Genomic DNA, 24,876 nt, shown 5'->3' on the forward strand with positions numbered 1-24,876 from the left:
TATAGTTGGAAGGGTTAAAACTTCCGCCTGTAGCCGCAGAAGGCACGACTGAACCTATATAAGTTCCCACTGCAGCATTGGCTGCTGCACCGGTACCATAAGCAATGCTTACCGAGCCAATGGTCTCGCTATTTTGTAACCCTGGACTGGTGAACGCCGCCGACCCAGTGCCGCCTGCAATTGCAGTGCCATATGTTTTACTCGTATTATTTGCAGTTATTGTTAATGGGGCAGGTGTTACAGTACTAGTTGGAATAGGTACGTTAACACTGAAAAACCAAGGGAAAGGAACATCCCAAGTATACGTAGTTATGTTAATATTTCCTGAATGTGTACCGGCTGAAGCTGTGGCCGAAAGTCTTACATAAATAGTAGTGGTGGGCACAGTTGGTACAAATAGCCAGCCACCTAATGTTACAGGATTTGGATTGGAAAAAAAGTTAACATTGTCAGTACTGACCTCGAAACCTGGTGGAGCAAGAATCTTTATTACATCTAACAAATCATTGCCTGATACAGTAAAAGACGAACTTGCTGAAGGAGTGCCATAAACGGTAGTTAAAGCAGAAATACTTCCGGTAATGGTAATGGGCGAAGCCATTGAGTTGTTATTGCTTTTCGCAGTTGCACTACCGGAAAATGATTTAGCAAACACAACTGAAGGTGCCAGAAAAATGATGACAAATAATACCGCACGTAAATATTTTACCATACAGGCCTCCCTATTTTATCATACTATACTTCATGTTTGGACAATAGCTTTCCCTGAGTGAATATTTTCATATATCCACCCTAATAATTTTAACAAAATGAAGGCAAACCTGAAATGCGGCGATATGCGATTTTCAGCAGTAGATGCCTAGTAGATTGCCATCAACATCACCTTGTACGTGCTTACTTAAGTTTTGGTTTCCTTAAAATGATTGTTTGTGTTATAATTTTATAGCTTAAAGCTTTCTGGTAAATAACGTAAATAATAGTTAATATTATTAACCGTTAAGGAGGTGTTAATCCGCAATAGGGCCAATGGCCAATATCAAATTTATATATTGACTATAGAAATCAGGTTTAACGCGTTTACTAATCCTAGTCCTTAGTTAATCATTAGTTAATCAAAAGACACATAATATGTGCAAGAATCTTTAGAGTATCAGGAAAAAGCCATACGCGACTATTGTATCCGCAATCAAGTTGAACTATTTGCTGTTTTATGGATAACGGGAAAAGTAGCATGAAAAACTAAGTTAATCGAAAGATGCAACATCAGAAAAGATAGGTATCACAACTGTAAAAGAGATGGTTTCTAAAACTGTGAACACACTTTCAAAATTAGATATGTTATATCAAAATAGTATGGTTAAAGCCAAGCAGTATTTATTAAATGCGATTTACGGGGATAAACTGTGCTATGATGATCAAGGACTTCGAACCGGCCTTATTAAGAGGTTGCGAATATAATCCCATTGATTAATAGTGAATTATGGTGGAAAAAAAATGGGAGAAATCGCAAGCCATTGCAATTCTCCCATTCAGTACTCAGAGCGGGAATCGAACCCGCACTCCTTTAACGGGAACAGGATTTTAAGTCCTGCGTGTCTACCAGTTCCACCATCTGAGCAGCGGGTTAAAAGCTTCTGCTAAATGTAAATCATTTGAGCAGATGTTTAGACCTTTTAACAATAAATCCCTTCTTGTGAAAGGGATTTGAGCGAAAGACGAGATTCGAACTCGCGACCCCGACCTTGGCAAGGTCGTGCTCTACCAACTGAGCTACTTTCGCGTTACCAAGTGAATTAGTTTCGCATTGGTTATTTCCGTTTGCTATAACATTACTGCTTTTCGCTTGCGGAGTGCAAATATAGACAGAATTGAACATTCTGCAAGAAAATTATGCTTTTTTTTTTGAAGCTTTCTATAAGTCGCTGTTTTTCAAAACGTCAGCTATAAGATCATTTTCATATCCGCGGCTTATAGCGTATTGATGTAGTTTGTATTTGCGTTTGTATGCGTCTTTTTCAAGTAAGATATTACTTTTTTTTGCTAAAACTTGTTCAAGTGTTTTTAAATAAACATCGCCATCAATAAGCAACATAGCCTTTTTTATTAGCACATCAGGCACTTTTTTAAACTTTAACCCTTGCTTTATTTTTATTTTACCCCAGGCTTTTTGCCTGAATTTGCCTAGTGCATAAGCTTTTGCAAAGCGTTCCTCGTTTAAAAAACCGGCAGTAATTAATTGCGAGATTATATTTTCTACCGCTTCTGTCCATAATCCCCATTCATATATTTTATCCCTTACCTCTTGTTGTGAGCGTTCCTGGTAAGCGCAATAATGTTCTGCTTTTGCAAGGGCAACTTTTTCGTCAGTGATTTTTTGTTTTTTAGGGATATCCATTAAAACCAAAGTTGTTAAAAATTCTTCTATTGACAGAAATATAAGCAAATTAGTGCCATTATGCTAAGCAACCAATATCTCATAAAAGAAGTTAAGCAAATTATCAGTGCCGAGGGTGATATCATAACCGAAGATATCATCAGCGTATTGTTAACAGATAGCCGCCGCATTAATTCTGCTGCCGAAGGTTTGTTTTTTGCTTTAAGCGGCAGACGTAACGGCCACGAATTTATTGCTGAGGCTTATGCTGCGGGTGTAAGAAACTTTGTAGTGAAACAAGGCCCGGAAATTAAACTCCCTGATGCTAACTTTTTAATTGTAATAGATGTACTTGTTGCTTTACAAACACTTGCTAGCCACCATCGCGAAAAATTTAATTTGGATGTGATTGGTATAACAGGCAGCAATGGCAAAACCATTGTTAAAGAATGGCTATACCAGTTAATGACGACCGATAAAAGCATCGTACGTAATCCTAAAAGTTATAACTCGCAAATTGGTGTGCCACTCTCTGTTTGGCAGATTAGTGACAGGAATAACCTGGGTATATTTGAGGCCGGCATATCCCTGCCGGGCGAAATGAATAGGCTGGAAGCTATTATAAAACCAACCATAGGCGTATTAACCCATTTGGGCCCCGCGCATGATGAAGGGTTTGAAAGTGAGCAGGAAAAAGTATTAGAAAAACTAAAACTGTTTAAAAACTGCCGACTGCTAATTCATAACTACGATCAGTTGGTTGATTATAAAGAGAATATATCGGCCTTAAACCGTTTTACCTGGAGCAGGAACTTTGAGCAGGCAGATCTATATGTTTTTAGCGAAACGGTCATCAAAAAAAATTACTACCTGCGTGCCAAATTTAAAGACGAGGAAATAGAATGCCTGATACCTTTTCTTGACCAGGCATCGGTAGAAAATGCGATAGTTTGCTGGGCTACAATGTTGGCTTTAGATTATTCGCCCGATGAAACCGATAAACGTTTAGAGCATCTAAACCCGGTTAGCATGCGTTTAGAGCTTAAAACAGGCATTAATGATTGTTCTGTTATTGACGATTCTTACAACTCGGATATTCAATCGTTAGAGATCGCTCTTAATTTTCTGAACCAGCAAAATCAGCAGCAAAAAAAGACGTTGGTGTTGTCGGATATATTTCAGTCGGGTTTACAGGAAAATGTTTTATATAAACAAGTAGCCGAATTGATAAAATCAAAAAAGGTAGACAAATTTATAGGGGTAGGCGAGGCGCTGTTAAGTCATCAGCAATATTTTGAAGTGCCCGAGCAGTTTTTTTATACAGATACAACCGAGCTGCTTAACCATTTACTAAACCTGAATTTTAAAGGTGAAACTATCCTGATTAAAGGTTCGCGTAGTTTTGAATTTGAGCGGGTTAGCAGGGCCCTGGTGCAAAAAACACACGAAACGGTGATGGAGATAAACCTCAACGCCATGCTGAACAACCTGAACTATTATAAATCAAAACTACGTCCTGGAGTAAAGCTGATGGCCATGGTTAAAGCCTTTAGCTATGGTAGCGGCACGTTCGAGCTGGCCAATATGCTGCAGTATAATAAGGTTGATTATTTGGCTGTAGCTTATACGGATGAGGGTGTTTCTTTACGGCAGGCAGGTATAAATATGCCGATAATGGTATTAAATGCAGAGCAATCTGCATTTGATAAGCTAATGGAGTATAAACTGGAGCCGGTGATCTATAGCTTCGGACTGTTTGACGACTTTATTAAATATGTGCAACAAAATGATATTTTAAATTACCCGGTACACTTAAAAATAGATACCGGCATGCACCGATTAGGATTTGAGCCTTTTGATATTGATCTGCTTTGCGATCTGCTGGATGACGATAAGTATGTGCGAGTTTTATCCATGTTCTCGCACTTAGCGGCTAGCGAGGCCCCGGAGCATGATGATTTTACTACTATTCAGATCAAAAGATTTGAGGAAGCTACTGAAAAGATAGAGCAATGTTTGGGCTATAGCGTTATTAAGCATTTATCAAATACATCAGGCATAACCCGGTGGCCGTCCGCGCAATTTGATATGGTAAGGTTGGGTATTGGTTTATACGGAATAGATGCCGCTGTACCTGCTACAGATAGTGCCTTACAACCCATTACCAGTTTAAAAACAAGTATATCGCAGGTTAAAAAAATTGTAGCCGGGGATACGGTAGGCTATGGCAGGAATGGTGTAATGACCAAAGATGGACAGATTGCTACCGTTCGTATTGGCTATGCTGACGGATATTTACGTGCATTTGGTAACGGTGTAGGTAGTATGCTGGTTAACGGCGTTGTAGTGCCTACAATAGGCAATGTATCTATGGATATGTGCATGATAGATGTAACCGGGGTTGAGGTTAAAGAAGGGGATGAGGTGATTGTATTTAACGAGCAGCATCGGATAGAAGAATTGGCAACCCAAATAGGCACTATACCTTATGAAATATTAACTAATATTTCTCAACGTGTAAAACGGGTTTATTTTTACGAGTAAATTTTATTATCGGTTTATTAGTAACAATAGAATTACTTCAGGATTGGACTATATATTTGGATACTCACGTTATGTATTATTATTTAAATTAATCTGGATGAAAAATATAATTTCCATAAGCTGTAGTTTGTTTTTGTTTTTAATCTGTAGTAGTTTAATTGTTCCGGCAAGAAAGACCACCAATGTATATGTTTCTGATTTTGAAAACGTATTAGGTACGTCACTTGAGCTAAAGGTTTTTGCATCATCGCAACAACAAGCTGATGTTGCCGAAAAAGCAGCAATGGCCAAGATCGTTCAAATGAATAAAATATTAAGCGGTTATGATACATCAAGCGAGTTTAGTAAATGGTTAAAAAGTGAAAAAAAAGTCATCAAAATATCTCCGGAACTATTTGAAGTGCTTAGCCTTTTTGATAAATGGCGTGTACAAAGTAACGGCGCGCTGGACGCATCGGCTGAAGTGGTGGGTAAATTATGGAAAGATGCTGCTAAACAAAACCGCAATCCAACCGAACAGGAAATAGCTGATGCGGTAGCCATAGTTAAAAAGACGCACTGGGTATTAAACAAAACCAATTCAACAGCATTGCGCTTAGATGATGCGCCATTGATGCTTAATTCATTTGCAAAAAGTTATGTTATAAACAAAGCCTGTGATGTTGCGCTAGCCCAGGCAGGCATAGCTGCCGTAGTAATGAATATAGGCGGCGATATAGTTGTAAAGGGTGCACATACTGAACAAATACAGGTTAGCGATCCTAAAGCTGATGCCGAGAACGATGCCCCTATATCTAAGTTAATAATTAACAATAAGGCTGTAGCTACCAGTGGCAACTATCGTCGTGGCGAATTGGTAAATGGCCAATGGCGCTCGCACATTGTTGATCCGCGTAGCGGGATGCCCGCTGATAAAATTATAAGTGCAACGGTTGTGGCAGATAATGCTACCGATGCCGGTGCCCTGGCTACCGCATTTAATGTGCTTACACCTGATGAAAGTAAAGAGCTGGCAACAAGAGTTCCGCATGCGGAGTTTTTGCTGATAACCAGCGATGGTAAAAGAGTAGAAAGCCGAGGGTGGAAGGCTTTGGAAATACCTGTAGTGATGCAACCTGAAAAGGTTAAAACTGCTGTAGTTGATAATTCATGGGATCCAAACTATGAGTTAGTTATAAAATTGGAATTGCGTGAGATAGAAGAGTTTAGAGTACATAGCCCTTATGTAGCCGTGTGGGTTATTGATAAGGATAAAAAACCTGTACGTAACATTGCGCTATGGTATCGTAAACCTAAATATTTGCATGATATGGATACCTGGTATGATACCTACTATTCGAAGTTGGCAAACGGTGATGCAAACATCAGTTCGACAACCAGCGCCACCAGGCCCGCGGGAAGATATACTTTGAAGTGGGATGGTAAAAATGATAAAGGCGAATTGGTAAAATTGGGTAATTATACCCTAATGATTGAAGTTGCTCGCGAACACGGCACCCACCAACTAATGAGCCAGGATATTAACTTTAGCAAACAGGTTAAACCGATGACCCTGCGCGGTAATACAGAGGTGACTGCTGTAGGGCTAGACCTTGTAAAAAAAAGTAATTAAGATGGTGACAAAAAACTCATCGTTCCCTAATAAAGCGAATAAACAGCCTAAACAGTTATGGAAGAAACGAACGGCTTCGATTTCGCGCTGGTTACACATATACTTATCAATGGTGAGTTTTGTAATAGTGCTGTTTTTTGCGGTTACGGGGTTCACTCTCAATCATGCCGAATGGTTAGGAGGCAAGGAAAGTAAAAAGAAAATAACTGGGCAATTGCCATTAAAATGGGTGAAAGTAAAAGACACCGCAGCTATAGCAAAATTAGAGATTGTACAATTATTAAAAAGCAAACACAATATTAAAGGCGAGATAAGCGATTTTATAATTGACGATGATCAATGTTCGTTGTCTTTTAAAGGCCCCGGCTATAGCGCTGATGCCTTTGTTGATCGTGGTACGGGAGATTATAAAATAACCGAAACCAGACTAGGTTTAGTAGCCGTAATTAATGACTTGCATAAGGGACGCGATACAGGTAAAAAATGGTCGTATGTTATTGATATAGCGGCTATATTTATGAGTTTGTTGTCATTGACGGGTTTGATTATGATCTGTTTTATGAAAAAGAAACGGGTAAATGGCTTTATAACTTTCGGCGCTGGTGCCTTAATATGTTACCTTATCTACTTTTTCCTGGTACCTTAATTTGCGTTAGTATAAAAAATTAGTTAAATTATATCGGTTGCCGCTTTACTGGCATATATTTGTACCAGAGATATAATTCAAATGAAAAATATAGTCAGGGCTTTATTAAATTACTTTTTTAAAGGCTTAATTGTGGTAGTGCCAATTGGCGCAGCTGCTTTTTTAATATTTTGGGCAGTTTCTAGTGTTGATAGCGCGTTAAATTTAAGTGATGTTTTCTGGACAGATAGCCATGGCAAACCCATGCATATACCCGGCCTGGGGATACTGAATGTTTTGCTGATCATTATGATTGCCGGTATACTGGTAACAAATGTAATTACCGACCCGATAAAACGCTGGTTTAAACGTTGGGTAAACAGGTTGCCGTTTTTTAACTTTCTCTATTCATCAATAAAAGATCTTACAGAAGCTTTTGTTGGCGATGAGAAGAAGTTTAACGAAGCGGTAATTGTTGAGGTTAATGAATTTGGTTTGAAAAAAATAGGTTTCCTGGTACAAAAGGATCTATCCAAACTTAATTTGCCTGGCGAGGTGGCTGTTTATTTTCCATATTCCTACTCATTTGCCGGGCAGGTTATTATTATAGCCGCCGATAAAGTAAAACCTATTGACAGAAATGCAGCCGATATGATGAAGTTTGTAATATCAGGCGGTGTTAGTGGCCTTGACTGATTTTACTTTTTTTAACCGGATTTCTAAAACTCTTTATAGCCAGGAAGGTACTTATAATCATCAGTATTGCTGCCAGTAAAAATGGCGCGCCCGGAAAGTATATGCCCGTTTGTTTATTAGTGTAATGAGAAAACAGGAAGGAAAATATAGCCGGACCTATAATTACACTTAGGCTATTAAGTATCGTTATAGCGCCTTGTAGTTCGCCTTGTTCATTTTTGGCTACTTTTTTGGTAGCAAAGCCCTGTAATGCCGGGCCAGAGATACCCCCAAGGCAATAAGGCACCATAAATAAGTATACCATCCACCCCTGGCTAACAAATGCAATAAGTATTAGCCCAATAGCATAAAATATTATGCCTGCGATTATATTTTTTTGCTGACCAAACTTAGGAATGGTGTAACGTATTAAACCAGCCTGTATGGTAAATAACAACACACCAATAAAGAGTGCCAGCAAACTTACGCTATGCATCGACCAGTTGAATTTTTCATACAGAAAGAATGATAGCATATATTCAACAGCTTTTTGAGCCGTGTAAACTAATAATATGGCACCTATAAGCCCGGCTAACCCACTGTGTTTGGTAAATACCCGTATTAAAGACCCCAGCGGATTGGCCCTTTTCCATTCAAATTTACGGCGATGCTCAGGTCTAAGCGACTCAGGTAATACAAACAAACCGTACATGCCATTTAAAAAGGCAAAGCCTGCCGCAGCCATAAACGGGAATTTAATATCAATTTCGCCTAAATAACCGCCTAATCCAACACCCAGGATTAAGCCGATGCCAGATGCGGCCCCAATCAAACCAAAATTAGCATCGCGTTTATGGCCGGTACTTATGTCTGCAATGTAAGCAGTTGCGGTAGCTGTACTTGCGCCTGTAACACCAGCTATAAAGCGGCCAACAAACAACCATGCTATTGATGGTGCGAAAGCCATAAACATATAATCAATACTGAAACCAAATAATGATATTAATAATACCGGCCTGCGGCCAAACCTATCACTCAAGCTACCCATAATGGATGCAAAAACCAATTGCATGGAAGCATATATTAGTGTAAGCCAGCCATTATATTTGGATGCTGTGCTAATGTCAAAATGCCCCATTGTTTGCAACAGTTTAGGCATCACCGGTAAAATTATACCCAAGCCAAGTACATCAATAAATATGGTGATAAAAATAAACCCTAACGCGGCCGACCGCTTTGATTTGGTAACTGTTTTAGTGATTTTAGAAATAGGGGAAAGCTTATCAGCCATATATTAAATGTAAACCTTGCAGTGAGTATAACCCAGAAAATTAGTTTGTGTTTCTTTTAAAACTTCTTACGGCTAAAATGGCGCTTAACAACATTAAAACCGCTCCAATTGCAAATGGTGCACCCGGAAACTGAAAAAACGAATTAGGTGTAGTGAAATAATAAAAGGATTCTGTCATTAACAAGGGGCCAAATATAGAGCTCAGGCTCATTAACCCTGTTAAACCACCCTGAAGGTTGCCTTGTTCGTTAGCAGGTACGCTGGTACTCATGTATCCCTGTAACGCAGGCCCTGCAATTCCACCCAAACAATAAGGCACCAAAAAAGCAAACATCATCCAGCCTTTGCTGGCAAACGCAAAAAGAATAAGGCCAATTGCATATAATAATAACCCTACCCATATACTGCGTTCTTGTCCTAATTTCGGCAGTATTATTCGGATCAAACCTCCTTGGACTATAGCAATCATCAGCCCAACAAATCCAAGCGAGTAACCTACCCAAGCCTCGTTCCAGTGAAACTTAGACATTGTATAAAATGTCCATACGGTTTGCACCGCTTGAGCTGCAAAATATATAAGGAATAAAGAAAATGCCAGGCCGACAACAGATTTGTATTTTTTAAGTTGAAATACAGAAGTAAAGGGATTAATTTTTTTAAAATCAAGCGGCCTGCGATTTTCCGGTGATAAAGATTCGGGTAGAATAAAATAACCATAAGCTGCATTAATCAGCGCTAAAGCCGCCGCCGCGATAAATGGGTAATGCACATCGTATTTGCCTAATACCCCACCTATTACGGGCCCAATAATAAACCCTAAACCAAAGGCAACCCCCACCATTCCGAAATTAGCCGCGCGTTTCTCTGGTGTACTAATATCTGCTATATAAGCTGTTGCTGTTGTAAAACTAGCGCCGGTAATTCCGGCAACAATACGCCCGACAAATAACCAACCTATAGTTGGCGCAAATGCCGAGAATGCATAATCAATACTAAATCCTAGTAACGAGCAAAGCAATACCGGCCTGCGGCCAAATTTATCACTTAAATTACCTATTAAAGGAGCAAATGCAAATTGCATGGTAGCATAAGCTGCGGTTAGCCAACCTGCATAACTTGATGCCTGGCTGATATCGCCTTTAATTAAATGTTCAATTAGCTTGGGTATAACTGGTATTATAATCCCTAGTCCAATTATATCAATTAATAACGTCGCAAATATAAAACCTAATGCAGCTTGCTTTTTTGATTTAGCAGGTTGTTTCATCTAGAAATTCGGTTTCAATACGTATTTATCATAGAAACGGAAGATATGCTCAGTAGCTTCTTCGGCAGTATCAACCAGGCGATATAGATTCAGATCGTCCGGGTGGATGTTATGTTCCTGGTTAAGCATTTTATCAACTACCCAGTTAAACAGGCCGCCCCAATATTCAACACCCACAAACACAATTGGGAAACGGGCAATTTTACCGGTTTGTATCAGGGTTATCGCCTCGAACGATTCATCTAAAGTTCCAAAGCCACCCGGTAGTACAATAAAGCCCTGCGAATATTTCATAAACATTACCTTGCGAATAAAGAAATAGTCAAACTCCAGTACTTTATCTCTGTCGATATATCTATTGTGAAATTGCTCAAAGGGTAATTCAATATTTAAGCCTACCGATTTACCACCGGCCTCGTAAGCGCCTTTGTTAGCTGCCTCCATAATACCCGGCCCACCACCTGATATTACGCCATAGCCGCGCTCTGTAAGCAGGCGCGCTGTATCTTCGGCCAGTTTATAGTAAGGATTATCATTTTTTGTACGTGCTGATCCAAATATAGATACACATGGGCCAATTTTGGCCAGTTTCTCAAAGCCATCGACAAACTCGGCCATTATTTTAAATATCTGCCAGGAATCGGTTACTTTAATTTCTTGCCAGTTTTTGTTTTCAAACGCTTGTCTTATTTTTTCTTCTCCGGTCATATCAAAATTATTATCAGTTCAATTACTCACCCGGTCATCGCTTCGCTCGACCACCCTCTCTTCCGCAAGCGGTAAAGAGGGTTTATTTTCTTTTATTTTTAGCCCTCTTTCCGCCGAAGGCGAAGAGAGGGTCGCCCAGCGAAGCGTTGGCGGGGTGAGTAACAGCGCCAAATGCTTCGCCAGGTATATGTTAATGAACTACTGCCGCTTTTGTTTTAGCTGATGAGCTAAGCAGCAAGCCTGCAAAGGTAATAATTCCGTTGAGCAGGATGAGTTCGTTATCAAAAGTATAACCAAATAACTTAGCCGAGTTTGCACTAAGGTAATAACATATAGCCGGCGATATAAGGCAAATAAAGGGTACCAACTTATCTTTAACCTGCCTGCCGCTCATAAATAACCCAAACGAGTACAACCCCAGCAGCGGCCCGTAAGTGTACGAAGCTACTTTAAAAATGGCACTCACCACCGCGTCATTATTAATAGAGTTAAATATTATAATGGTTAAGAACAGGAACCCGGAAAAAGCCACATGCACATAATGCCGTGTGTTAATCATTTTTTTGCTGTTGATATCCTTGCCTTTGTTGAAGTTTAAAAAGTCTACACAAAATGAGGTGGTCAAGGCTGTTAATGCAGAATCTGTTGTGGCAAATGTTGCCGCAGTTAGCCCCAGCATAAACACTATGGCGGGCACTACACCCAAATATTTTAAGGCGATGGTAGGGTAGAGGTAATCGGTTTTGGGTACTGTGATGCCATAACGTGTGGCATACATGTACAGCAAAGCGCCCACACTTAAAAAGAAAATATTGATAACCACAAATACAGCCGTAAAGCTGAACATGTTTTTTTGCGCTTCGCGGATGTTTTTAAGGCTAAGGTTTTTTTGCATCAGGTCCTGATCAAGCCCTGTCATACCTATAGTAATAAACATACCACCAATAAACTGCTTGCTGAAGTGGAAGTGACTGGTAAGGAAATCATTAAAGAAAAACACTTTGGAGTAGCTGCTGGTTTTAATGGCATCCACCGCCTCGAAAATATTAAAGTTCATGGCGCGGCAAATAAAGAATATCGACAGAAAAACCGATGAAACCAGGAATAAAGTTTGCAAACTGTCTGTTATAATAATAGTCTTTAACCCACCCTTAAAGGTATAAGCCCATATTAATAGCAGGCATATCAACACCGTAACCGCGAAAGGCACGCCGTAACTATCAAAAATAAACTTCTGTAATACAATAACCACCAGGTACAACCTAAACGATGAGCCAATTACCCGGCTTATTAAAAATATGCCGGCTGCTGTTTTATAACTCCAGGTACCTAACGCGTGCTCAATATAGCTGTAAATCGAGGTCAGCTTCATTCGGTAATACAATGGCAACAATACGGTGGCTATAATGATAAACCCCGCCGCATTACCCAACACAAATTGAAAATAGGCAAACTCATCGCCACTTGGCGCGCCAACTTTGCCGGGTACTGATATAAAAGTTACACCACTTAACGCTGTGCCTATCATCCCAAAGGCAACTAAATACCATTTGGAGTTTCTATTGGCTACAAAGAAGGTGTCGTTATCGGATGATTTACGGGAGGTCAGCCACGATATTACCAGTAATACTAAAAAATAACCAACTATAAATGAGAGTAATATTCCAGGAGACATATGCGTTTGTTTAGACAACTGTCATTTCGAACGAGGTACGAGGATAAATCTTGTACACTTTATATGTAGTACAAGATTTCTCACTATCGTTCGAATGACAGTCTTAATATTCCTGCACACAAGTTATGTATAGTACTTCATTAAACAAAAAAACTTTCTGACTTCTAATAAATCTTTCGGACTTACGGTCTTTCCGACTTGCGGACTATTAACTATCTTCGCTTAATGAATTTCTCTTCTAAATTATTAGAAAACGCTGTTGCCGAGTTTGCAAAGTTACCGGGAGTAGGGCAAAAAACTGCTTTGCGATTGGTATTGCATCTGCTTAATCAGGATAAAGAAGATGTTCAGAAGTTTAGCGCTACTATAACTAAACTGCGTAACGAAATTCAGTTCTGCAAAACTTGCCATAATATTTCAGACCAACCTGTTTGCGAGATATGTGCATCACACAAGCGCGACCATAGCCTGATTTGCGTTGTTGAAGATACCCGCGATGTAATGGCTATTGAAAACACCAGTCAATACAACGGTGTGTACCATGTTTTAGGTGGATTGATATCGCCAATGGATGGCATTGGCCCATCAGACTTGCAGGTTGATACACTGGTTGAACGCTTAAATGGTGAAGAAGTAAAAGAAGTTATTTTCGCGTTAAGCGCCACAATGGAAGGAGATACCACAATTTTCTATCTGCATAAAAGATTAAAACAATTTAATATAAGTATCTCAACAATAGCTCGTGGCATAGCCTTTGGAGGAGAATTGGAGTACGTAGATGAGATTACACTAGGTCGGTCCATCACTACACGTGTTCCGTATGAAAATTCTTTATCCAGGTAAGTATGAAACTATCGGTAATAATTGTTAATCACAACCATTGTGATCTGCTAAAAATTGCACTAAATTCTTTAATTAAAGCTACAAAAAGCTTTGATTATGAGTTAATTATAGTCGACAATGCATCAACCGATAATTCAGTTGAAATGCTGGCCGCGGAATATCCTGATCTGCGTTTACTTACGAACGCAGTTGACGAAGGTGTTGCAAAAGGCAGCAACCAGGGGATAGAAGTGTCCAGAGGCGAGTATGTTTTACTAGTCAATGCGGATACTATTTGCGGCAAAGAGACTTTGGACAAAGTAATTGATTTTATGGATGTCCACGTAGATGCCAGCGGACTAGGGGTAAGAATGTTAGGCCCGCAAGGTAGTTTCTTACCAGAGTCAAATCGCGGCTTAACAAAACCATGGATGGCTTTTTTTAAGCTGATAGGCTTTGGTAAAAATCTGCCTAAAACACGTCTGTCAAATCGTAACCATAAGGTGTGGGTAGAAGAGTTTCAAACATCAGAGATAGATATACTTGCAGATGGTTTTATGTTGATACGCCGTTCTGTTTTAAACGAAGTTGGTTTGTTGGATGAGCGCTTTGTACAATACGGCCATAATATTGATCTCTCTTATAGGATGAGGCTGCATGGGTTTAAAAATTACTACTTCCCCAAAACCTATATTATCAACTTTAAAAGCCAAAATCAGCCAAAATTTAGCTGGCATTATATAAAGAGTTTTTATGGCGCTATGCTTATATTCGCTGCCAAGTACCTGTTTAAATTGCCTGAAATAAAAATAGAAGGCATGCAACTGTACCCGGCAAAATATGAAGTTGAACAATAAGATAATAATTATAACTGGTGCGTCATCGGGCATCGGCAAATCATTAGCAGAAGAATTTGCACGACGCGGCGCTAGCCTGGTTTTAGCTGCTCGTCAATATGTTACCCTATGCGAAATAGCACAATCCCTGCAAGATCAATATCAAATTAAAGCCGTAGCTGTACAATGCGATGTAGCTATAGAAAGCGATTGTGAGCATTTAATACAGCAGGCCCTGACAACTTTCGGTAAAATCGACATACTAGTAAACAACGCAGGTATATCTATGCGTGCGCTGTTTAAAGACGCTGATGTACAAGTCTTAAAAACACTGATGGATGTTAATTTTTGGGGGACGGTTTATTGTACCAAATATGCATTGCCCGAGATATTAAAAACACAAGGATCTGTAGTAGGGGTGTCGTCCATTGCCGGCTACAAAGGTTTACCGGGACGGACAGGCTATTCGGCATCAAAATTTGCGATGAATGGTTTCCTGGATGCTTTACGGGTGGAGAATTTAAAAACCGGTGTACATGTAATGACCGCCTGCCCGGGATTTACCGCGTCAAATATTCGCAATACAGCCTTAAATAAAGACGGTAATCAACAAGGCGAAAGCACACTGCACGAAGAAAAAATGATGACATCAGACGAAGTAGCCAAAATTATAGCTGATGGCGTCGAAAACCGTTCACGCACTTTAATTTTGACAGGACAAGGAAAGCTCACCGTGTTTTTAAGCAAGCTAATACCGGGTGTGCTGGATAAGTTGGTTTATAACGTTTTTGCAAAAGAGAAGGACGCATTGTTGAAATAGATTTCATGGATCATTGTTAATGATACTATTAACAATGGACTATCAACCATCAACTAATTCATAATCATCAATCTTATCCAAATTTAAAACAATGCGCCCTTCTTCGTCACGGTCAAAAGTCGGTTTAAACTTGGCTCCCCAAACAATCTCATCATACATGTAGGAAGTGCGCGAATGTACCGTTTGCGAAAATGTATCATCAAAAGCTTTTAACAATACAGCAAAACTAGCTTCGCCGTTTGCCATTTCTTCGGGCGTTATGTCTTTTAACGGACTGTCATTATCAAGCGAATGCACAACGGTCCAGCTAAGCGTTAATATGCTTACCCGTTTTCTTTCTAGTTCTAATGATAAAAACCGGCGAATTTTTTTGCCGTCAACGTCTTCGTTATACGAGAATATGACCTCCATCTGTAGGTCTATCAACGTATTTCTACGCAGATTGGTAAGCCTGAACATCAATCCTTTACCATTGTCACGATAAGGGGCAACCAGCAAATGCTCACTATATTTTATTTTTGCTGATGGCCTTGAAAAGCGTCCGTACAATAAACCGGTTGCTAATGCGAAGGCCAATAATCCCATCATGGACTCGAATGCCGCTACACTATTAGCTGCCATACCATGCGGACTTATATGACCATAACCTACCGTTGATATTGTTTGGGCCGAAAAGAAAAACGCATCCATAAAGCGATAAAAAAAGGTATTTCCAACCGCGCCATTTAAGGTTCCTGGACCTAAAGACACATATATAAACGCGAAAATTATATTAGCCGTTAAATATCCGGACAATACCAATAGCCAAAATTTAGCCCAACTCATGGTAATTAGGGTGTGGTAATTATTGGAAGTGTTAAAAATAGATAATCCTTTACGCTTTACATTTATAGACCCATCGCGGTTTACCAGGCGTTGGCTCCTTATTACTGCTTGCGTGCCGAAACCGAGGTCATCTTCTGGGTTGAATTTTCTTTTAGGTAGTATGGCCATGTTAGTGAGTTGTTGCTTGAGTTTATGGTTGAAAAAGTTTAATTTGATACTGAAATTGACTATTCATATAATCAACTCAATCAACTAATGTAACTTAACCACGTAAAAATATCATTCTGCTTGCTTTTAGGAAAAACTATTTCCATATTTGTCTCATAATGATAATTAAAAGTTTAAATAATAATTGGTGGTGGCTTAACGATTAAAATCGTAAGGCAAACTCCTGTTATTATAAAAATATATTTAAAGGGTTGCCGTAAGGTAACCCTTTTTTGTTAACAACGTTTAATGGCCTTTTTAATTTAAACATCCCTTTTAAGGGTATATATGAAACAAATACTTAACCATCTTTTTGAAAATAAAACACTTACCCGCGAGCAGGCAAAAGATATTTTAACGCTGATATCGCAGGGTATGTATAATAACTCGCAAATGGCTGCTTTTATGACAGCCTATTGTATGCGCACCATAACAGTTACCGAATTAGAAGGGTTTAGGGATGCAATGCAAGAGCTATGTTTAGCCGTTGATTTAGGCACAAATGATCTGATAGACCTATGCGGTACCGGTGGTGATGGTAAGGATACATTTAATATTTCAACGCTGGCATCGCTTGTTGTTGCCGGTGCTGGTTATAAAGTTGCTAAACATGGTAACTATGGTGTGTCATCAAGTTGCGGGTCATCAAACGTGATGGAATACTTGGGCTATAAGTTCACCAATAATATTGACGAGTTGAAACAAACTATTGATAGGGCAAATATTTGCTTTCTGCATGCGCCGTTATTTCACCCGGCAATGAAAATAGTTGCTCCAATACGCAAGGAACTGGGGATTAAAACATTTTTTAATATGCTGGGGCCAATGATCAATCCTTCAAAGCCTAAAAATCAATTAGTTGGAGTTTATAACTTAGAGTTGGCACGTATGTACGCTTATCTTTACCAGCGGTCTGACAAAAAATATACTATTTTAAATGCACTTGAGGGGTATGACGAAATTTCATTAACCTGCGATTTTAAAACTTTTACACCCGATGGAGAGAAGATAAATACATTAAAAGATTTGGGTTTTGAACGTTTAGACCCATCGGCAATAGTAGGGGGTAGTACGGTGAGCGAATCGGCAGCTATATTTATGCAGGTGCTTACCGGCGATGCTACATCTGCACAAAATAATGTGGTTTTGGCTAACGCGGCTTTGGCAATTAAAACCATCAATCCGCAAAATAGCTTTGCCGATTGTTTTTATGAAGCTGAGAAATCTTTACTCAGCAAAAAAGCATTAACAAGTTTTAAAACTTTGATCGGCAATTAAAATGAAGATAAAGGTTTGCGGGTTAAAATATCCCGACAATATAAAAGCTGTAGCAGATCTGGCTCCCGATTATGTGGGCTTTATTTACTATGGCCGTTCGCCACGCTTTGTGGACGATATTGCTGCCGATACTTTAGCAAATGTACCTGCGTCTATTTATAAAACCGCGGTTTTTGTTGATGAAGACCGGCAGACAATAAGCAAGCTTATTACCCAATATGGCTTTGATGCTATACAATTGCATGGTAATGAAAGTGCCGATTTTGCAAACTCATTTAAAGGTAAAGTGCAGGTTATTAAAGCCTTTGGTTTAAACGAGGATTTCGACTTTAGCCGGTTAAATGCTTACACCAACAAAGTAGATTATTTTCTGTTCGATACCAAGACAGACATATACGGCGGCTCGGGAAAAACATTTAACTGGGATGTTTTAGAAAAATATAAGCTAAACGTGCCATTTTTTTTAAGCGGAGGTTTAAGTTTGGATAATTTAGAGCAGGTTGCTAAAATTACACACCCACAATTTTATGGAGTGGATCTGAATAGTAGGTTCGAGACCACACCGGGATTAAAAGATATAGAAAAATTAAAGCAGGCTTTTAGCTTGATAAAACAACATACTACGCATGAAATACGGAGTTAACGAGCAAGGATATTATGGCGATTTTGGCGGCGCATACGTGCCCGAAATGTTATATCCTAATGTTGAAGAATTAAGGCAGCAATATTTAAAGATAATTGAAGAACCTGATTTTAAAGCCGAGTTTGATCAGCTTTTAAAAGATTATGTAGGCAGGCCGTCTCCACTGTATTATGCCAAAAGATATTCGGAAAAATATGGCGCTAATATATTCTTAAAGCGCGAGGATCTTAACCATACCGGCTCACACAAAATTAATAATGCCATAGGACAGATCCTATTAGCTCAGCGCCTGGGCAAAAAACGTATTATTGCCGAAACGGGTGCCGGTCAGCATGGTGTTGCTACTGCTACAGTCTGCGCTTTAAAAGGCATTGAATGTGTAGTTTACATGGGCGAGATTGATATGGCGCGCCAGGCACCAAATGTGTCGCGTATGAAGATGTTGGGTGCAAAGGTAGTACCGGCTACATCTGGGAGTAAAACATTAAAGGACGCTACCAATGAGGCACTGCGCGACTGGATAGCTAACCCGGTTGATACGCATTACATTATTGGCTCTGTTGTTGGCCCATATCCTTACCCGGATATGGTAGCGCGTTTTCAATCAATCATATCATTCGAAGCTAAGAAACAACTATTTGAACATACCGGTAAACAATTACCCGAATATGTTATGGCTTGTGTTGGCGGTGGCAGTAATGCTATGGGGATGTTTTATCATTTTTTAGATGATGAAAGTGTGCGGTTAATTGCTGTTGAAGCAGCCGGTAAGGGGGTTGGCAGTGGCCACTCGGCAGCTACAACCTTTTTGGGTAAAGAAGGCGTACTGCATGGCAGCCGTACCATATTGATGCAAACTGATGACGGGCAGGTTGTTGAGCCTTATTCTATCTCAGCCGGATTGGATTATCCTGGCATAGGCCCTCAACACGCGCACCTGTACAAAATAAACCGTGCGCAATACACCAGTGTTACCGATGATGAAGCATTACAAGCTGGCTTGCTATGCTGTCAGTTGGAAGGTATAATCCCAGCCATAGAATCTGCACATGCGCTGGCGCAGTTAGAGAAAATGAAATTTAAGAAAGATGACAACGTGATTATCTGCCTGTCGGGTCGCGGTGATAAGGACCTGGATACTTATATAAAATATTTTAATTACTAATAATGAATCGTCTTAACCATCTTTTCGCTACTAAAAAAGATAATTTATTATCCATTTATTATACAGCTGGCTATCCTGAAATTAACACTACAGTTGATATTGCCGAGGCATTAGAAAAAGCCGGCGCCGATTTTTTGGAAATAGGTTTCCCATATTCAGACCCGGTGGCTGATGGGCCAACTATCCAACATAGCTCGCAGCAGGCGTTGGATAATGGAATGACGCTTAATGTTTTGTTTGATCAGCTAAAAGATCTGCGTAAACGAGTTACTATCCCTATACTTTTAATGGGTTATGTTAACCCTATAGTACAATATGGTGTTGAGCTTTTTTGTAAAAAAGCTGCCGAAGTAGGAGTAGACGGCGTTATTGTACCAGACCTGCCTATGTACGAGTACGAAACCATGTACGCCAAATACTTTATAGACAGTAGTCTGAGCAACATTTTTTTAGTTACACCCCAAACCTCGCCCGATCGTATCCGTAAAATTGATGCATTGAGTAATAGTTTTATTTACCTTTTATCATCATCATCCATTACCGGCGGCAGCTTAAATGTATCAGATAGTATTGAGGCTTATTATGCCCGCGTTAAAGCTATGCAGTTAAATAATCCTACAATTATTGGTTTTGGTATATCAGATAACGCCACCTTTAAAAAAGCGTGCCAGTATGCTAATGGCGCGATAGTAGGTAGCAAATTTGTAAAGCTTTTAGGAAAAGATAATTATTTGGATAAGATACCCGCGTTTGTAAAATCTATAAAAGGATAGGTTGTAAAACGCAATGGCCCATCCGCGTGCTGCGTCCAGACAGCTATCGGGCGCCTACGCGACAGCCGCATAATCTGTCTTATAAATACAATTCTAATTCACCTTTACCTTCACGGATAACCTCAAAGTCGCCTGATGTGCAATCTACTACCGTCGAAGCTATGTTATCCCCATAACCGCCGTCAATTACTATATCAACCAATCCTTCGTATTTTTCATGTATCAATTCCGGATCGGTAGAGTATTCTATAATATCATCTTCGTCTTTTATAGAAGTTGATAGGATAGGGTTGCCCAATTCTTTAACTATACAACGGGCAATGTCATTATCGGGCACACGTATACCAACGGTTTTTTTGTTGGAGCTTAGCAACTTGGGTACATTATGGCTGGCATTAAAAATAAAGGTAAATGGCCCCGGTAAAGCTTTCTTTAAAACACGGAAAGTAGTATTATCAATCGGCTTGATATAATCTGATATATGGCTCAAGTCATAACATATAAAGGAGAAGTTTGCTTTTTCGGGTTTAATGTTCCTGATCTTACAAATGGCCTCTATAGCTTTATGATTAGTTATATCGCAGCCCAAACCATACACCGTATCAGTAGGATAGATGATGATACCGCCTTTGCGCAATACCTCAACCACCTGTTCAATGGATTTTGGGTTAGGGTTTTCGGGATATATCTTGATTAGCATGCGTTATAATTTCGGATTTCGGATGGTCGATTTCGGATTTATTTTTTGCAATATACGACAAAAGCGACCTCTCCATGAGATCGCTTTTGTTATATAGCATTTAATATGCCAATAATATTTCAACATCCGTAATTGAACATCCGAAATTCGATATATCAATTACGCTTGTTTGGTAAACTGAACGTTAATGATCAGTTTAATGTCTTCACCAACTACGATTGAACCTGCTTCGGTTACACCATCCCAGGTTAAGCCAAACTCTTTACGGTTGATTTTACCGGTAACTTCAAAACCTGCTTTAGTATTACCGTAAAAATCTGTCGCGGTACCGCCATGTTCAACTTCTAAAGTAACCGGTTTGGTTATATCTTTAATGGTCAGATCTCCTTTAAGCTCTTCACCATCAAATGATGTTGAGTTGAAAGTAATGGTTGGATACTGATCGGCATCAAAAAAATCTGCTGATTTTAAGTGACCATCGCGTTGCTCCTGATTAGTGTCAATGCTATTAACATCTAAAGAGAAGGTAATATTAGCATTGGCGAAATTGTCACCTTCGGTTTCTAACGAACCTTCAAAGCTTTTAAAAGAACCGGTTACAGTTGATATTACTAAGTGTTTTGCTTTAAATTGTACTTCTGAGTGCATTGGGTCTAATACCCATTTTTGTGTTGCCATGATTGTTTTTGTTTTAGTGATACAAATATAAGCACAATAGATGTTTAAACATATAATTGAATTGTCATTTTGTATATGCACTATTATAACCTGTAACCCGGGGTATTGTTCTGGTGAATATTTAATTCAAGTGATTCATAAAAGTGATTCACTTGAAATTTAAAAATATTATGGAAATCGGATAAATGATTTACCTACAATTGTTTAATTGGATTTACCTCAAGTTTTTGTACTGATTCAGGGTGATTCACTCGGTTTATGTAAATAACTTAATTTTAATCGGTTACGAGCAAAAAGTGATTCAGGTGATTCAAAGTGATTCACTATTTTATGAATCACCTGGTTAGGTAATCATACAACAAAAAAGGGGCTAAACGCCCCTTTAATAATTATATAATATACTGATCTTCTTATGCTAAAACTTGCTTAACAATCTCTGCTGCTTCTTTTAATAAGATAGCCGAGTATACTTTCAAGCCTGAATTATCAATCAGTTCTTTTGCTTCTTTAGCGTTAGTGCCTTGTAAACGTACAATGATAGGGACAGGGATATTGCCTATCTCTTTATAAGCATCAATAACACCCTGTGCCACGCGGTCGCAGCGTACTATACCACCAAAAATATTGATCAGGATAGCCTTAACGTTCGGGTCGCTCAAGATAATATTGAAACCGGCTTTAACAGTTTGGGCGTTCGCGGTACCACCAACATCAAGGAAGTTAGCGGGCTCGCCACCGGCAATCTTAATGATATCCATGGTAGCCATTGCTAAGCCGGCACCGTTAACCATACAGCCAACGTTTCCGTCAAGCTTTACATAGTTAAGGTTTGATTTGCCTGCTTCAACTTCGGTAGGGTCTTCTTCGTTAGTATCGCGCATAGCAGCATAATCTGCATGGCGGTATAAGGCGTTATCGTCTAAATTTACTTTCGCGTCAACAGCAAGTATTTTATTGTCAGATGTTTTTAATACCGGATTGATCTCGAACATGGCAGAGTCGGTAGCATCATAAGCTTTATACAACGATGCGATGAACTTGGTCATATCCTTAAAAGCTTCGCCTGATAAACCTAAGTTAAAAGCAATTTTACGGGTTTGGAAACCTTGTAAACCAACTTTAGGGTCAACCTCTTCTTTAAATATTAAATGGGGGGTATGCTCTGCAACTTCCTCTATATCCATACCGCCTTCGGTAGAGTACATGATGATGTTACGCCCCTTAGCACGATCCAATAAAACACTTATATAAAACTCTTTGGTTTCGCTTTCGCCCGGATAGTAAACATCCTGGGCAACTAATATTTTACGTACCAGTTTACCTTCAGGGCCGGTTTGCGGAGTGATTAATTGCATACCTAATATGTCGGTAGCCCTTTGTTTAACCTCGTCTAAATTCTTAGCCAGCTTAACACCGCCGCCTTTACCGCGGCCACCCGCGTGTATTTGCGCCTTAATTACTACCCAACTCGAATCGTAATCTTCTTTTAATTTTTTAGCAGCTTCAACGGCTTGTTCGGCACTATCGGCAACAATGCCTTCCTGTACTCTTACACCAAAACTTTTTAGTATTGCTTTTCCCTGGTATTCGTGAATATTCATATATAGTTTATCGAAGAATTTGCGGTAAATCTAATGATTTTGTTTTGAAATAAGAGATTACTGACGGGAGATTACAGATTAGTTTTACTTTGTTATGATTAGGTAGATACGTATAACATTACACATCACAAAAAACAACAACTAATCACTAATCTCTAATCTCTAATTACTATTTTTACCCCCATGCTTAAAGCAACAGCTATTAATAAATCGTACGGGCAACTTCAAATACTAAAAGGGGTTGATTTTGAAGTGCAAAAAGGAGAGATCGTGACTATAGTTGGAGCATCAGGCGCCGGCAAAAGTACACTTCTTAATATATTGGGTACTTTAGATAAGCCAGACTCGGGCCAGTTATTTATTAATGACGTTGAGCTAAATATGTTAAGTAATAAAAATCTAAGCAACTTCCGCAACCGCGAGATAGGATTTATATTTCAATTTCATCATTTATTGGCCGAATTTGACGCTCTTGAAAATGTATGCATACCGGCTTACATAGCAGGCACATCACGCCCCGATGCTGAGAAACGGGCGACAGAACTTTTAGAATTATTAGGATTGGGCCACAGGTTAGACCATAAACCCAATACATTATCAGGTGGCGAACAGCAAAGGGTAGCGGTTGCACGGGCATTAATAAACAATCCCGCACTAATATTTGCCGATGAGCCATCGGGTAATCTTGACTCGACCAACGCGCGCGAACTGCATGAATTGTTTGTTAAACTGCGTAATGATTTTAACCAAACCTTTGTAATTGTTACCCATAACGAAGACCTGGCTAATATATCAGATCGTAAGGTTTTAATGGTTGACGGCTTAATTGTACAGTAAGGTGAATATCCTTATTACTTCTGCTAACTCGGCAAAGGCCTATCGCTTTAAAAGTAAGTTAAACGCTGTCGACAACATTATTTTAGGCGATTATAATGAATTGCCCGCTTTTATGCTGGCGCAGGGTAAAATGATAAAACTGCCCAACCCGCAATCTATCTCTTACACTCATGAAATGCTGGCCTTATGCCTGGACAACTCCATAGATATTATTTACGTATTGGATAATAAAGAAGCAGTGCTTTTAACGGAATCAAAACAATTATTTACAGAATACAATATAGATATACAGGTACAAGCTGATGAAGTATAGCGATATAGATCAAAGTAAAACCGCTTTTGTATTTGAGTTGGATAATGTTATCTATCCTGAAAAAGATTACCTGTTCCAGGTTTATTACCTTTTTGCAAGTTTTCTGGAGTATTATGAACTGCTGGATGCAAAAGTAATTACCGATTTAATGGTTGACACTTACAACACTCAAGGCAAAGAGCATGTGTTTGATGAGATAAAGAAAAAGTTTGCTGTTGATGAGAAGTACCGAATAAACTTTCAGCATTTATTACTCACTGCTAAACTACCGTTAAAATTATTAGTTTATCAAGCTGTACTTGATCTTTTGCAGGATATTGTGGTTGACCGTAAGAAAATATTTATTGTAACTAATGATAATCCGGCGCTACAGCTAAATAAAATTAAACAAACAGAGTGGCATGGTCTTGAAAATTATTTAACTTGCTACTTTGCCGAAGAAACCTTGTCAATGCCCGAACCAGATGTATTTCATTTATTAATGAAAGAACATGATCTAAAAAGAAAAGATATAATAATGATAGGAAATTCTGAAGCAAGTGCGCTTTGTGCAGAAGCTTGTGGAATTGACTATTACACAATGGATAAATTTTTGTAAACATAGGTT

At 39.2% G+C, this 24,876-nt stretch carries 24 protein-coding genes and 2 tRNA genes; 14 read left to right on the forward strand and 12 right to left on the reverse strand.

The annotated features are described in order from the left end of the window. The 4 genes from JWQ34_RS05520 to JWQ34_RS05535 all read right to left on the reverse strand — a co-directional run. The coding region (locus tag JWQ34_RS05520) for an MBG domain-containing protein (RefSeq protein WP_299355138.1) at window positions 1–712 on the reverse strand (712 nt) is incomplete at its 3' end. An 821-nt stretch (window positions 713–1,533) separates the two neighbouring features. Then, window positions 1,534–1,618, reverse strand: a tRNA-Leu gene (locus JWQ34_RS05525). 89 nt (window positions 1,619–1,707) lie between these two features. After that, window positions 1,708–1,780 (reverse strand) — tRNA-Gly (locus tag JWQ34_RS05530). Window positions 1,781–1,912: 132 nt separating this feature from the next. Further along, window positions 1,913–2,395: a RecX family transcriptional regulator gene (locus JWQ34_RS05535; RefSeq protein WP_299355141.1), complete on the reverse strand. Its 483-nt coding sequence runs from the start codon at window positions 2,393–2,395 to the stop codon at window positions 1,913–1,915. Between the two features lie 60 nt (window positions 2,396–2,455). On the opposite strand from JWQ34_RS05535, the gene JWQ34_RS05540 reads away from it, so the two are divergent. From JWQ34_RS05540 to JWQ34_RS05555, 4 genes are all read left to right on the forward strand, one after another. Then, on the forward strand, window positions 2,456–4,918 hold the full coding sequence (locus tag JWQ34_RS05540) for a bifunctional UDP-N-acetylmuramoyl-tripeptide:D-alanyl-D-alanine ligase/alanine racemase (RefSeq protein ID WP_299355143.1): 2,463 nt from the start codon (window positions 2,456–2,458) through the stop codon (window positions 4,916–4,918). A gap of 97 nt (window positions 4,919–5,015) precedes the next feature. Further along, complete coding sequence (locus JWQ34_RS05545) at window positions 5,016–6,530, forward strand: DUF2271 domain-containing protein (RefSeq protein WP_299355146.1); 1,515 nt, start codon at window positions 5,016–5,018, stop codon at window positions 6,528–6,530. A 1-nt stretch (window position 6,531) separates the two neighbouring features. Then, window positions 6,532–7,176 carry a PepSY-associated TM helix domain-containing protein gene (locus tag JWQ34_RS05550; protein WP_299355149.1) on the forward strand — a complete coding sequence of 215 codons (645 nt, stop codon included), beginning with the start codon at window positions 6,532–6,534 and terminating at the stop codon, window positions 7,174–7,176. An 81-nt stretch (window positions 7,177–7,257) separates the two neighbouring features. Continuing rightward, complete coding sequence (locus tag JWQ34_RS05555; RefSeq protein WP_299355152.1) at window positions 7,258–7,851, forward strand: DUF502 domain-containing protein; 594 nt, start codon at window positions 7,258–7,260, stop codon at window positions 7,849–7,851. On the opposite strand, the gene JWQ34_RS05560 is transcribed toward JWQ34_RS05555, so the two are convergent. The 4 genes from JWQ34_RS05560 to JWQ34_RS05575 form a co-directional block, all read right to left on the reverse strand. Continuing rightward, window positions 7,835–9,121, reverse strand: coding sequence for a TCR/Tet family MFS transporter (locus JWQ34_RS05560; protein WP_299355155.1), 1,287 nt, complete (start codon window positions 9,119–9,121; stop codon window positions 7,835–7,837). The two genes, JWQ34_RS05555 and JWQ34_RS05560, sit on opposite strands and share 17 nt — an antisense overlap. Window positions 9,122–9,161: 40 nt before the next feature. Beyond that, the gene (locus JWQ34_RS05565; RefSeq protein ID WP_299355158.1) at window positions 9,162–10,388 is read right to left on the reverse strand and encodes a TCR/Tet family MFS transporter; all 1,227 of its coding nucleotides are present in this window, start codon (window positions 10,386–10,388) and stop codon (window positions 9,162–9,164) included. Next, window positions 10,389–11,096: a TIGR00730 family Rossman fold protein gene (locus JWQ34_RS05570; protein WP_299355161.1), complete on the reverse strand. Its 708-nt coding sequence runs from the start codon at window positions 11,094–11,096 to the stop codon at window positions 10,389–10,391. A 190-nt stretch (window positions 11,097–11,286) separates the two neighbouring features. Further along, window positions 11,287–12,771 carry a sodium:solute symporter gene (locus JWQ34_RS05575; RefSeq protein ID WP_299355164.1) on the reverse strand — a complete coding sequence of 495 codons (1,485 nt, stop codon included), beginning with the start codon at window positions 12,769–12,771 and terminating at the stop codon, window positions 11,287–11,289. A 225-nt stretch (window positions 12,772–12,996) separates the two neighbouring features. On the opposite strand from JWQ34_RS05575, the gene recR reads away from it, so the two are divergent. The 3 genes from recR to JWQ34_RS05590 are packed head-to-tail and all read left to right on the forward strand — an operon-like array spanning window position 12,997 to window position 15,249. Continuing rightward, complete coding sequence (gene recR / locus JWQ34_RS05580; RefSeq protein WP_299355167.1) at window positions 12,997–13,614, forward strand: recombination mediator RecR; 618 nt, start codon at window positions 12,997–12,999, stop codon at window positions 13,612–13,614. A 2-nt stretch (window positions 13,615–13,616) separates the two neighbouring features. Next, window positions 13,617–14,450 carry a glycosyltransferase family 2 protein gene (locus JWQ34_RS05585; protein ID WP_299355169.1) on the forward strand — a complete coding sequence of 278 codons (834 nt, stop codon included), beginning with the start codon at window positions 13,617–13,619 and terminating at the stop codon, window positions 14,448–14,450. Next, window positions 14,434–15,249, forward strand: a complete 816-nt coding sequence (locus tag JWQ34_RS05590) for an SDR family oxidoreductase (protein ID WP_299355172.1) — start codon at window positions 14,434–14,436, stop codon at window positions 15,247–15,249. The genes JWQ34_RS05585 and JWQ34_RS05590 overlap by 17 nt, the downstream gene beginning before the upstream one ends. A 42-nt stretch (window positions 15,250–15,291) precedes the next feature. Here JWQ34_RS05590 and JWQ34_RS05595 read toward each other — a convergent pair whose 3' ends face one another. Further along, on the reverse strand, window positions 15,292–16,242 hold the full coding sequence (locus tag JWQ34_RS05595) for an ion channel (RefSeq protein WP_299355175.1): 951 nt from the start codon (window positions 16,240–16,242) through the stop codon (window positions 15,292–15,294). A 327-nt stretch (window positions 16,243–16,569) separates the two neighbouring features. Between JWQ34_RS05595 and trpD the strand changes: the two genes are divergently transcribed. Genes trpD through trpA form a run of 4 tightly spaced genes read left to right on the forward strand, consistent with a single transcriptional unit; the run spans window position 16,570 to window position 20,140 of the window. Beyond that, on the forward strand, window positions 16,570–17,559 hold the full coding sequence (trpD, locus tag JWQ34_RS05600; protein WP_299355178.1) for an anthranilate phosphoribosyltransferase: 990 nt from the start codon (window positions 16,570–16,572) through the stop codon (window positions 17,557–17,559). A 1-nt stretch (window position 17,560) separates the two neighbouring features. Beyond that, window positions 17,561–18,202, forward strand: a complete 642-nt coding sequence (locus JWQ34_RS05605) for a phosphoribosylanthranilate isomerase (RefSeq protein WP_299355181.1) — start codon at window positions 17,561–17,563, stop codon at window positions 18,200–18,202. Continuing rightward, window positions 18,186–19,367: a tryptophan synthase subunit beta gene (trpB, locus tag JWQ34_RS05610; protein ID WP_299355184.1), complete on the forward strand. Its 1,182-nt coding sequence runs from the start codon at window positions 18,186–18,188 to the stop codon at window positions 19,365–19,367. Before JWQ34_RS05605 ends, trpB begins: the two co-directional genes overlap by 17 nt. A 2-nt stretch (window positions 19,368–19,369) precedes the next feature. After that, complete coding sequence (trpA, locus tag JWQ34_RS05615; RefSeq protein WP_299355187.1) at window positions 19,370–20,140, forward strand: tryptophan synthase subunit alpha; 771 nt, start codon at window positions 19,370–19,372, stop codon at window positions 20,138–20,140. Between the two features lie 79 nt (window positions 20,141–20,219). Here trpA and JWQ34_RS05620 read toward each other — a convergent pair whose 3' ends face one another. From JWQ34_RS05620 to sucC, 3 genes are all read right to left on the reverse strand, one after another. After that, entirely contained in the window at window positions 20,220–20,840 is a 621-nt protein-coding gene (locus JWQ34_RS05620) for an L-threonylcarbamoyladenylate synthase (RefSeq protein WP_299355190.1), read from the reverse strand. Between the two features lie 159 nt (window positions 20,841–20,999). Beyond that, on the reverse strand, window positions 21,000–21,518 hold the full coding sequence (locus JWQ34_RS05625) for a YceI family protein (protein ID WP_299355193.1): 519 nt from the start codon (window positions 21,516–21,518) through the stop codon (window positions 21,000–21,002). 410 nt (window positions 21,519–21,928) lie between these two features. Next, window positions 21,929–23,119 carry an ADP-forming succinate--CoA ligase subunit beta gene (sucC, locus tag JWQ34_RS05630; RefSeq protein ID WP_299355196.1) on the reverse strand — a complete coding sequence of 397 codons (1,191 nt, stop codon included), beginning with the start codon at window positions 23,117–23,119 and terminating at the stop codon, window positions 21,929–21,931. Between the two features lie 183 nt (window positions 23,120–23,302). Between sucC and JWQ34_RS05635 the strand changes: the two genes are divergently transcribed. From JWQ34_RS05635 to JWQ34_RS05645, 3 genes are read left to right on the forward strand one after another with little or no spacing between them, the layout of a single operon-like run. Next, window positions 23,303–23,956, forward strand: a complete 654-nt coding sequence (locus JWQ34_RS05635) for an ABC transporter ATP-binding protein (RefSeq protein ID WP_299355199.1) — start codon at window positions 23,303–23,305, stop codon at window positions 23,954–23,956. A gap of 1 nt (window position 23,957) precedes the next feature. Next, window positions 23,958–24,269, forward strand: a complete 312-nt coding sequence (locus tag JWQ34_RS05640) for a hypothetical protein (protein ID WP_299355202.1) — start codon at window positions 23,958–23,960, stop codon at window positions 24,267–24,269. Next, complete coding sequence (locus JWQ34_RS05645) at window positions 24,259–24,867, forward strand: HAD family hydrolase (RefSeq protein WP_299355205.1); 609 nt, start codon at window positions 24,259–24,261, stop codon at window positions 24,865–24,867. Before JWQ34_RS05640 ends, JWQ34_RS05645 begins: the two co-directional genes overlap by 11 nt. The last annotated feature ends 9 nt before the right edge of the window (window positions 24,868–24,876 follow it).

The organism is Mucilaginibacter sp., from assembly GCF_028288185.1.
In the GTDB taxonomy this organism is placed as follows: domain Bacteria; phylum Bacteroidota; class Bacteroidia; order Sphingobacteriales; family Sphingobacteriaceae; genus Mucilaginibacter.